Annotated in this window: 7 protein-coding genes; 1 reads left to right on the top strand and 6 read right to left on the bottom strand. The window is 58.4% G+C overall.

The window, feature by feature from the left end; translation table 11 throughout:
- Positions 1 to 320 precede the first annotated feature (320 nt).
- Together rpmA and rplU are read right to left on the bottom strand one after the other, a co-directional pair.
- Complete coding sequence (gene rpmA, locus D2E22_RS04185) at positions 321 to 572, bottom strand: 50S ribosomal protein L27 (protein ID WP_024541051.1); 252 nt, start codon at positions 570 to 572, stop codon at positions 321 to 323.
- Between the two features lie 58 nt (positions 573 to 630).
- Positions 631 to 939: a 50S ribosomal protein L21 gene (gene rplU / locus D2E22_RS04180; protein WP_024541052.1), complete on the bottom strand. Its 309-nt coding sequence runs from the start codon at positions 937 to 939 to the stop codon at positions 631 to 633.
- Between the two features lie 362 nt (positions 940 to 1,301).
- Here rplU and D2E22_RS04175 point away from each other — a divergent pair, with 362 nt between their 5' ends.
- Positions 1,302 to 1,589, top strand: a complete 288-nt coding sequence (locus D2E22_RS04175) for an AAA family ATPase (protein WP_126031837.1) — start codon at positions 1,302 to 1,304, stop codon at positions 1,587 to 1,589.
- A 1,024-nt stretch (positions 1,590 to 2,613) separates the two neighbouring features.
- Here D2E22_RS04175 and D2E22_RS04170 read toward each other — a convergent pair.
- From D2E22_RS04170 to D2E22_RS04155, 4 genes are all read right to left on the bottom strand, one after another.
- Positions 2,614 to 3,663: a Cna B-type domain-containing protein gene (locus tag D2E22_RS04170; protein WP_164518408.1), complete on the bottom strand. Its 1,050-nt coding sequence runs from the start codon at positions 3,661 to 3,663 to the stop codon at positions 2,614 to 2,616.
- A gap of 74 nt (positions 3,664 to 3,737) precedes the next feature.
- Positions 3,738 to 4,778 (bottom strand): class C sortase, encoded by a 1,041-nt coding sequence (locus D2E22_RS04165; protein WP_164518407.1) that lies wholly within the window; start codon positions 4,776 to 4,778, stop codon positions 3,738 to 3,740.
- Positions 4,779 to 4,803: 25 nt separating this feature from the next.
- Positions 4,804 to 6,384, bottom strand: a complete 1,581-nt coding sequence (locus D2E22_RS04160; RefSeq protein WP_126031835.1) for an isopeptide-forming domain-containing fimbrial protein — start codon at positions 6,382 to 6,384, stop codon at positions 4,804 to 4,806.
- Between the two features lie 170 nt (positions 6,385 to 6,554).
- A complete protein-coding gene (locus D2E22_RS04155; RefSeq protein ID WP_164518406.1) occupies positions 6,555 to 10,850 on the bottom strand; it encodes a SpaA isopeptide-forming pilin-related protein in 4,296 nt (1,431 codons plus the stop codon).
- Positions 10,851 to 11,143 lie beyond the last annotated feature (293 nt).

The raw sequence follows: 11,143 nt of genomic DNA, 5'->3' as shown, positions 1-11,143 counted from the left end.
TCCAGCCCCAACAGGCGCTGACCATCGAACACGCTAAAATCAGGGACAGGCCGTGCCCCATTCTTTTTATCATTCACACAACAAATGATGGAGCACGGCCCTTACACACTAAAAAGGGAAGAGCCGCGTAACCTCACCCACAAACGACCGCCCGCACCCCCCTACGACGGCATTCCATGCGTAACCTCACCCACAAACGACCGCCCGCGGCCGCCAACAACCGACCGCCGCCCGACCACCCCGCAAAACGCAGGAAGGCCCCCGCCCAAGCGGCGGAGGCCTTCCGAAAAGTATGTACTGTGCTTACGCGATCAGTGCAATCACTCAGCGACGACGTCGACGACCTTGCGGTCGCGGCGAACGCCGAAGCGCACCTGTCCATCGGTCAGAGCGAACAGCGTGTGGTCCTTGCCGACGCCGACGTTCTTGCCCGGGTGGAACTTGGTGCCGCGCTGGCGAACGAGGATGTTGCCGGCGACGACGGCTTCACCGCCGAAACGCTTCACGCCGAGGTACTGAGGATTTGAATCGCGACCGTTACGCGAGCTGGACGCGCCCTTCTTATGTGCCATTTCTAGTTCCTTTCAGTGTCTGACTGCAGTCTTCCGATGCCGATTCGCGTCTGAGAACTCAGGCGATTTCGGTGATCTTGACGGCGGTCAGCTTCTGGCGATGGCCCTTGCGACGAGCAACGCCGGTCTTGTTCTTGAACTTCTGGATGCGGATCTTCGGGCCCTTGGCCTCATCGTCCACAACCTCCGCCTTGACGGTGATCTTCGCGAGATCCGCCGCCGCAACGGTGACCTTGGAGCCGTCCACGACGAGCGCAACCGGGAATTCCACGGTTTCGCCGTTCTTGGCTGCAAGACGATTCACGAGGATCGTATCGCCGACCTCGACCTTTTCCTGATGGCCGCCGGCCTTCACAATCGCGTACATATTCGTTCCTTTATTCACTTGGGAAGCTTACTGTCCGGCGCGTGCGAGCCTCGCGGCCAGACACCAGCAATCTAATATACACAGTCCCATGAACATCCGTTGACCATCCGCGACACGCCGACGATACTCGCCGATGCCCCGCACCGACATCATCCGACGCTGCCGCGCTGCCCGACGTCTGCATCTCCCAACCTACTCCCGCCAGTTGACCAGCGTATAGCCACCACGCCCATCGCGCAGCCGCCGCACACCCGCCGCGCGTTGACTCCCACCCTCGCCTCGGGCTCCGAACCTACCGCCGCCCCGCCGATTTCCCGTTATCCCCTGATTATGAGGTTGTCACTCACATAACAGGGGGTACGTTGATTCAGGAACTCACGCGCACGATGCTTCAGGACCTTGAACGCTGGAATACGAAGCCCGGAAGAAAACCTCTGCTTCTCCGCGGCGCACGTCAGACCGGAAAAACGTGGATCGTCAATGCGTTCGGCGCTTCGCACTTCGAGCATGTCGCGCGCATTGATTTCATGCGAGATGCAGACGCTCGAGTGCTGTTCGACGGCAATCTCACCGCAAAACAGTTCAGAGCATGCATGCAGGAACTCGGGGTCAGTGGCGCAATACGCTCGGGGGTTGGTTCACCGCCATAGGGCGTATCAAGGTTCGTATACGGTCTCAGAGTACCTGACCGAGCTGCGGCATCCAGCCCCTTCTCCATCCTCCCCGATCCGAAAACGTAAAAGCGGGACACACCGTCGCGGTGTGTCCCGTTGGGGGGAAGAATCAGCTTCATGATAGGCACTGAAAGTAAACCCTGTGTGTCATTCATGAAACATGTGCTCCATCATACTCGCATCCATCCGTCAATGTGCGGCGTCGTCCCATTTTCACACACTCTCCGCATCCCGCCATCATGGATCGCCGAGCCGGATGTGCCACCCCGGTTTCAACCCTCCTGTGAGCATCGCTGTGGATAGTTCGGAATGCGGAATTGTACGGGGATTCTTCGTACAGTCCGCCTCAGGGTCCACAGCAGCCCTGGATCTCCCCCAGCTTCTCCCCGTTCAGCTTTGCGCTGTTCTGTACCGTCCAGATCGGCCACATTCACGAGCAGCGGCGCACCGAGCTTGCCTCACGACGCCTCAAATCCCCTATCTGCGATTTTGGGGTGGGCATGTCAGGTAGCCGGACCTGTTTTCCTTGCATTCCCAACACCGCTTCCGCCCCACCAGCGCGATTGCTCCACTCTCAGCCAAAAGACCCGCCCCACAATCGCAGGTACATGCGGCACATGTCTACGAGCGTCCACGATTGCGCCAACCATCCGGTGTTTCTTCGTTCCGCCCCACGACGCTCCGACCCATCAGCTCCCTATCTTCCGACCATCTCGGCTGAAGAGGAGCATTTTCTCGGAATACTCCATGTACGCCCACTTATTTTCGCGCCGCGCCATAGACGCCATCCGCCATCTACGGAGAAAATGCTCCTCTTCAGCCGAAATACCGTCCAACCAACCCCGATGGAACCCGAAACGGGCCGCCGACCACCGAACACGCCAGACCACCAATCGCAGAGCCCCGAGCAACGCCCCAAATACCAAAAAGAGGGAAGGCCACCCTCCCGGATGGCCTTCCCTACCGATCGGCGTCAGCCGCTGCGGTCACTCCGCGCGCTTCACGCTTCCTTCCTGTGCGTCTTCATGATGAGCAGCACGCCAAGGATGAGCGCCGCACTCGCCACAACCACGACGAGCGCGATGTCGGCACCGGTCTGAGCCGGCGGCTTCTGCGGCGTGACCGGCGGCGCCGGCTTCGTGTTGGTGATCGTCACGCTGGCTTCGTCCTCCGCCGTCATGTCATAGTCGGAGATCGTCGTGTATCCGGCCGGCACGTCCTTCTCCACGACCTTCCAGTCGTTGCCGGATTCGAGCTCCGCCCACGTGTGCTGCCAGTCGTTCGCGTCGGACAGTTCGACGGTCTCCTGGCTTTCGCCGTTCTTGAGCAGTTCCACGGTGATGGACTTCGGCCGGTCGTTGTTGCCGGCGTCCTTCCACACCTTCTTGACGTTGAGCGTCTCGGTCTTGATCTCCGGCACGACGCAGTCGCTCTTCGGCTCGATGTTGACGACGCGCTGGTTCGCGCCGTCCTCGACGTGCACGTTCGGCAGCGCGACGAGCATCGACGAGCTCGCGCATTCGAGCGTCTTCTCGACGAGGCGGTCCGCGGTGACGAGGAACATGCCGTCCCCGACGTTCTCGAACGTGACGGCGCCGTCCGCGTCGGTCATCGCGCTGGCCGCCGGCGCGGTGCCGTTGACGGCGATGTATCCGGCGAGCGTGTTCGCCATGTCGCGGAAGGTCTGCGGATCCGCGTTGAGCACGTCCCAGTTCACCGGGTACTTCTCGGCGTCGGCGAAGTCGCCGACCGGCTCGTATCCGCCTTCGTCCGCCCACTTCGCCACGTTGTAGACGTGGAAGACGACGCCTTCGAGTCCGGCTTCGTCGTGCGCGTAGTGGACGTTGATGGTGCCCTCACCGTCTCCTGCGACGACGGTGGATGCGAGGTCGGTGCGATCCTCGGTCGTCGTGATGGAGTCCTTGACCTCCGTGTCCGTGGCCGCGTCGTCCGCGTAGACGTCCGGCAGTCCGATGGCGAAGCTTGCGATCAACGCGCCCGCGCACAGCGTCGCTGTGGCGATGCGCTTGCCGATGGTAAGCCGTTCCATATTGTCCCCCCTTGGTTTGGTGAGGTGTTCTTTCTTCTCTTGGTTCATTATAAGTATTGTGGCGGCGCCTTTTGTCAGCGTCCCGCGTGTTTGGCCGGGGTGCCTGACACGGCGTCTCGTCCGCGTTTGCGGCTGCGGTGCACGATGAGCCAGATGATCCAGAGGATGAACAGCACGATGGCGAGTGCGATGCCCGCGATGATGAGCGTCCGCTGGTTGTCTGCCTTGTCGTATGGGGTTTCGTCCGCGTTCGCCGGCGTGGGGATGCGGTGGCCGCGTACGAGGAGCCGGTGCGAGTTGACTCCGTATGGGGTGCAGGTGATCAGGGTCGCGTAGTCCTGATCCGGGTCGAAGTCGAGGTCGCGCATTTCGTTCGGCAGCACGGTGCGTATCTGGTCGATCTGATACGTGTACGTGTCGTCGAGCACGTGGAATGCGAAGGTGTCGCCTTCTTTGAGGCTGTCGAGTCCGGTGAAGAGCTTCGCCGACGGCAGTCCCGTGTGTCCGGAGATGGCTGTGTGCGTGCCCTTGCCGCCGACGGGCAGCGACGATCCGGCGAGGTGTCCGCCGGCGATCTGCAGCACGGTGTCTTCGGTGCCGTGGTAGATGGGCAGTCGCACTTCGAGTTTCGGGATCGTGATGTATCCCATGATTCCGGTGCCTGTGACGTCGAGCGTCTTATTGTATTCGTCCATCTGCTCGTCGGTGAGGCGCCAACGGTCCGGCAGCGTGTTGAGTTGCTCGTTGTAGGCGTGGGCCTGGGCGAGAAGTTCCTTCTTTTCGTCCGCGCTCATGTCTTTGACGGTCTCGACGTATCCGGCGACGGCGCGTGACGCGTGCATCGTGTTCCACCAGTTGGCGAAGGTCGGATAGACGAGGAGCCCGATGCCTCCGAGGAGGACGAGCGCGAAGAGCGTGATCATCAGGTTGATGCCGATGTTGCTCTTCTTCTTGGTCTTTGTTGTGGGCTGATTGCTTGTGGCGTTGATGGTCTGTTCCTCCATAAGGCTGCCGCCCGTCGATTCCTGTGCGGAGCCGGCGGGCGGCGTAAGGGATGAGGAATCGATACTGCCGTCAGTCTGGGATTCCAGATTGGCCAAGTGCCGATTCCTCATATCACCTTTCCTTGTGGGGTGTCACTCAGGCCTGACGGCGACGGAGAGCGACCGCGAGGCCGATGCCGGCGATCAGGACGATCGCAGCGCCAGCGACGTACAGCACCGTGGTGCCCATGCCACCGGTCGACGGGAGCTCGTTGCCGGACTTGTTCTCGATCGTCGTGGCGACCGAACCGGTGTCTACGGTACCGGTGAACTTGTCACCCCCATCGAGGTCCTTCAGCTCCGGGTCGTCAGCATCGATCTCGTGATCAGCGGTGACGGTGAACTCGACGTCGTCAGCCTTGTTGTAGCCTGCAGGGACGTGCGTTTCGACGAGCTTGTACTCACCGGCGTCGATGCCTTCCCAGCCGATGGTGTACTTGCCATCTTCACCCTTGACAACGGTCTTCTCCGCAGAGGTTTCCTTGTCGTTGGTGTACGGGATGTAGTCGCCGGCGGCGTTCTTCTTGTACAGCGTGAACTTCGGCAGATCGGTGTCAGCCGGAGCACCGACGTCGAAGGTCTTCTCGACGTCGACCTTATAGGTGAAGACGGTGACCTTGTCCTCCGGGGTGGTGTCGGTGTCGCCGGTGCCGTCGTGGTTGCTGTTGTTCGAGAACTCGAGATAAGCCGTGTTCGGGTTGCCCTCGGAGCCGATGACGGCGTTGGTGTTCAGCTGCGCAGTGTAACGAACGTAGACGATCGTGTCCTTGGTGACGAGCGTCTGGTCTTCGGTGTTCAGCGAAAGGATGTCGTCGATGCCAACAGTGAACGAGCCATCCTCGCCCTGCGTCAGCGTGAAGTCGTCGGTAACGTCAGTTTCCACACCGTTGTTCGACACGAAGACCTTAAGGTCGTCGTTGAAGGTCAGACCCTCCGACAGCGTATCGTGGAAGACATACGTGAAGGTATCGAAGGACGTCAGGTTCTTCGGCAGCGTACCGGTCAGCTGGAACGGAACGTCATCACCGATGTTGTAGTCGGCGGAGTCAATCCACTGATCGGCGTCCTGACCGTTGGAGGTGTCGTTGTCCTGAAGCTTCTTGACGAGGGTCACGGTGCCGTTCTTGACGGCAATGGTCGTATCCGCATCAAGCGCGGTGTCCACAATGAACGAGGAGTCGGTGTTCGCTTCTGGTGCACCGTTCACCGTCTGGTTGAACAGGTAGTAACCACGATCAATGTTGGCGAAGGCAAGAGTGTCACCGCCCGCGGTCTCAGCGAGTTCTGCGTCGAGACCAGCTTTAGTAATCGCGTCCATGACATCCGCGGCAAAGGCGCGAACATTATGGGAATCGTCGTTGGTGGTGGTGTCGTCGGTGCTCAGATCCTTGATGCCATCGACGATCTGCTTATCCGTTACATTACCGCTCAGGCCGAGCGCAGTCTTCAGCACATCTGCATACTTGGTGTTGACTTCATAAGCGACCGAAGTGCCGCTGATACCGGTGACGTTGAGCAGACGATAGCCCTTGTACTGATCGCCAGCGACGGTGCCCGTCAGCGTGATGGTGCCAGTGCCGACCGGATCCGCGTTGGCGGAGGTGGCGCCGATGAAACCGGTGGCGGCGATCGCAGCGGCGGAGACCGCAGCGGCGAAGCCCTTCCAAACCTTCTTCATGTTATCTCCTTCGATTGATTTTCAAATTTTATAAATCAGGTGATTCATAAAATCTTGTTTACTTCCCCCCAGCCATGAATCGGATGATTCGGAGCAAGGGAGGGCCGCCTATGGCGATGACCAACGTTGACGGCCCCAAATCTTTAATTGTTCATCGTTGATTGTTTTGCCTAGACGCGCTTACGCATCGCTATCGCATAGCCTAGCATCGATATCGCTGTAAGCGCAAACCCGAACAGCACAATCAGCGTGTTGCCTTCGCCGCCGGTAGCCGGCAGTTCGAAGCCCGGAGTGTTCGGGATCGTGTTGCCGCCAGCAAGCGGTGCGCCGCCGTCAACGGAGATCGTGATGCCCGAAAGGCTGTCCTTGGAGACCGTGAATGTGTAGGTCTTGTCGGACGGATAATACCCATCAGGTGCCTTCGATTCGGTGAACTGATACTCGCCCCAGGCGAGATCGCTGAGCTTGAACACACCAGTCGTGGCATCGCGATCATAGGTCCATGCGGGCTGAGAGGCGTCTTCCGGAACAGCGCAAGTACCGCTTGTGCAGTCCGTAACAGTGTATTCATCACCGAAGTCCGCCGCTCCTTCCGCCTTGAACTTGATCTTCCATTCGGCGCCCGCAAGAGGCGTATCCAGCGCCTCGGAGCTGACCTTTGTCCAGTCAACCGTACCAAGCAGACGCTTGTTTCCGATAGGACTTCCGGTAACCGTCACAACACCTTCACCATCAGCCTTGATCTCGAATTCGTATGAGACGTCCTCGGCCTCGTATCCTGTCGGAACAGTGGTCTCCGTGATGCGGTAGGTACCGACCGGCAGTTTCTTGACAAGGAACTTACCGGGCTCAGGATCCTCATCCTTGTAGGTCACCGAGGCATCGCACGGAGACTGCGTGCAATCCAGCACCTCGTTGATCGTCTTCCAGGTCGGTTGACCTTCTTCGTCAAGGATCTTCTGCTCGATCGTCCAGCCGGAACCGGCCAACGGCGCATCGTCATCATCGCTGTCGACCTTCTCCCAAACCACCTGCGTGGGCTTATCGGAGATCCAGCCCATGTCGCCCACGATGGAGGGCTTCACATCGCCCGTCCATGTGACCTTGCCATCAGAGCCGATCGTGAACGTGTATACGGTCGGATTCAACAGGTAGCCGGACGGAGCCGTCTTCTCCTGCAGCGTGTAGTCGCCCGCCGGCAGGTTCAGAATGGTGAACTGGCCGATCTGGGAGTTGGAATCCACATAGGCGGCGTCCCTTCCCTGGATCTGCATACGCGCTTTGCGGAAGGTTTGCAATGAAGCGGTATCTTCGGCATCCTGCTTGGGAGAGGAAACCGATTCGGCGTCGTCGCTTGCTTGCAAAGGCGCAGCATCACGAGCAGCGCTGCGGGTGACGGAACAGCCAGACGGCGCTCCGGAGTTCACCTTTCCGTTATCGATATTGTATGCCTTCTCAGTGCCGGCAATCGATATGTCATCGGAACCATTGACCTTATAGGCATTAGTATCGCTGCCCATCGTTACCTTGACATTGAAGGATTTCCCGACAATCGGCACATCATATTTATACCAGTCAGACCCTGCACATGATGCCGGCTCCATGGCAGGCCGCGTATTCCATTCGGAGCCTTCACCATTGGAATCCCAATAGTGAATGCGCGGTGCAGTGGACGCATTGAGCCAATGCACGTATACAGCCGTTGTATTGGATACGGGATTCGTCACCTTGATTTCAACGGACTTCCACTTAGTCTGGTCATCCTTGCACTTGGCCCAGATGGTCGTGGTGCCGGCCTTAAGCGGCGTGACCACACCGTTGTCCACAGTCGCCACAGAAGGATCCGAGGATTCCCATGTGATGCTGCTGTTGAGCACACCTGGATCGGCCGTTGCCGTCAGGGTGATGGTGTTCCCCACAGTCGTCGAAATGCTGGCAGGAGCCTCCTGACCGTTGTATTTCAGGGTGAGGCTGTTGAGCTCGACCGACTTGACCGTCAACGTGACATGCGCTTCAAGGCGGTCACCACTTGCATTGGTGTCTACGGTGGTTGCGGTAATCACCACCGGCTCGTTATTCGCAGGCACATGCAGCACGGTGACGTGCCCATCCTGCACTTCCACATCATCCGGAAGGGAGGAGGACCAAGTCACATCCTGGGTCGCATCTTCGGGAAGTACTTTGGCCGTCAGGTTCAGTGTGCTTCCCTCGTTGACTTCCAGCGCGCCAGAGGTCACGTCGTTTTCACCGTTGAACAGCTGGATGCCTTCCACGGCTTTGGTGTTGTCGGCGATCTCCTGGGACCACCCGTCTGCATCCGTCTTGGTCAGCGTCCAGACGGAGCCGGGAAGACCTTTGTGCGACGAGTCGCCATCGGCGTACTTGCCCCACTGCACTGATCCGCCTTGGGGTTTGTTGATGATGCCGGGAACAGTACCACCATCCGTTCCGGGAACATCATTCTTGATTCCCCACTGAGATTGATCTTCGATCGGATTCCCATCCTTGTCGTAGACGGCAATAATCTCTTTATTCGAGATGGAGCCCGTGTTTGTGGTATGGATGGCGTAGATGTTGTCTGATTTCACGTACCCTTGTGGAGCCGTCAGCTCCTTGATGTAATACGTGGCATCCGGTTCAAGGGAATCCACGCGGAATTTGCCGTCGGCTGTATCCCAGTCACCGGAAGGAATGTCATTGTCCTTGACCGCAGGGTAAAGGGCGTTCTGCTCGGCAACGGCATCCTCCTCGTTCTTATAGACACCCCATGTGGATCCCGGAAGCGTATTGCCGCTTTCATCGACCTTGGTCCAGCTGATGGTGGAGCATTCGCTGCGCAGCGAGCCCCTCCAGGGGAAGTTATGACGCTCCTGATCCATGTCGATGACGGATGAGGAATCGCCTTCACCGACTCCATCGGGGAAATTCACCGCAACCGTTGGGTTGTACATCATGAAGTCCTGACCAACCCATACACGGCCGTTGGTCGTGACATGGTCCTCGAACGAGCCACGCGGCACAAGGATGGAACCGATCATGGCTGCCGCCGGATCGTCCTGCACGGTAACCGCGACGTCAGAAGTGGTTCCCGCTATAATCTGGCCACCCATATCTTCGTTGGTTGTGTTAGCCCAACGCTGCGCCTGTCCGGCAGTCAACACGCCACCATGAATAGTAAGCTTAGGCGTATTCTGGAAGTTCCACATAATGGCCTGAGAAGCCTGCTCATATGCCTTCTTGGTTTCCTCGGGAGCATCCCACACATATCCGTTGCTGATGTCGTCGCCGTTCCACCAGAAACGCCAACCATTATGGAATTCAACGGCCTGATTGCCTTTGACGTTGATAACGACCGATGCACCCTCGTTGATGTTCTTGAACGAGAACACCAGGCCATTTGCGCCGTCGCTGTTGAGATCAGTGGCGTTCACGTCGAACACGATGGTGGAGTTCTTATTTTGGCTTCCACCATCGAATTCAATCATCTTCTCTTTGTAATTCGAATCATTGAAAGTCACCTTGACGCCAATATGGACGGCCGTGCCGTCTTCGTTCTTCTTGTCAGAATTGTATTTATTCCTGATATAACCATATTCTACGTCGGTGGAAGGCGCGGTCAGATCCACAGTGACTTTAGAGGTCTCCTGCCCGGGAATAGCACCCAGCATATCAGAAAGCTCAGTGATCGCCTTCGTGTTTTCACTGTAATCACGAGTGTCACCGTTTAGATTGACCGTCTCCAGTGGATTAGTCTGCCCCCAATTGACCACGCTGCCTGCGCTGGTGCTGTAGATCGATTTCCATCCGGAATTTGCCGGCACGCCATCCGTATAGTCTTGTCCAGGCGTTTGCCCCTTCAGACCGATGGCCGCGCTTTCCACGCCGTTGATCTTCGCGTTGTAGTTGGATTCGTCATCCGTGGTGGTGCCGATCCAACCTCGACCTGTGTCGTAGTAGCCCAAAGCGCTTACTGCTTGACCATAGAGGTCAGTTAGATTGATAATGCTGTTAGTGTTATTGACCACGAGCGAATCGCTACCCGCCAGTGGCCTATACTGCGCACCAAAGCCCACAATACCGAAACGGAATCCGCGACCGCCCCAGCTCTCCTTCTTTGCATTGATCGCGAGCTTACCCGCGACAAGCGTCGTGCCCTCCGCTTCAACGGCGTAGGAAGGATATGGCTCCGTCGAAGCATTGTAAGTGTCCGCACCCGTGGGAGCGCCCACATACATGTCACGGCCGACCCATGTGGCGATGCCATCATCAATCTGCGCATCCGAGGTGTCGTCGCCCATCGTGATATCCTGCGGTGCGCAGATACCCGCTTCGGCCGCCCGGGCCGTCCTCGGCGTCAACGCGGGAACGGCGGTGGCGAACATCATCGCCACCGCCGTGAATGCAGCGAGCAGGCGGGGCTTTGCCGATGTGGCCACCCCGCGGCCGCTCCCGTGCTTCATCCTCATAGGTTCTTCCCCTTTTGCTCCTTCTTCTGGACCAAGGCGGACCAGAACGATTCCTCCAAGTGCTTTCTGGCATTGCCGACCAGCTGGATGCTGTGGTGAATCCGTCTGCAATCCTTCGCAGTCGCATCCCTCCTCTACCGGTGGCAACGCCTTCGTTTTGCATATGTACCGCATTTTACCTGAAGCTGAATAGTAATGCGTACATCCGACAAAACTGAACCGCTTAAGATACACTCCTCAAACGTTCGCATCGGCGTTTCGCCGTGGGGGCGAGTCGGGCATCCGCAGCAGCT

This window comes from Bifidobacterium castoris, assembly GCF_003952025.1.
Classification (GTDB): Bacteria; Actinomycetota; Actinomycetes; order Actinomycetales; family Bifidobacteriaceae; genus Bifidobacterium; species Bifidobacterium castoris.
Note: the sequence above shows the minus strand (reverse complement) of the source record. Positions and strands in the feature narration are given on the sequence as shown.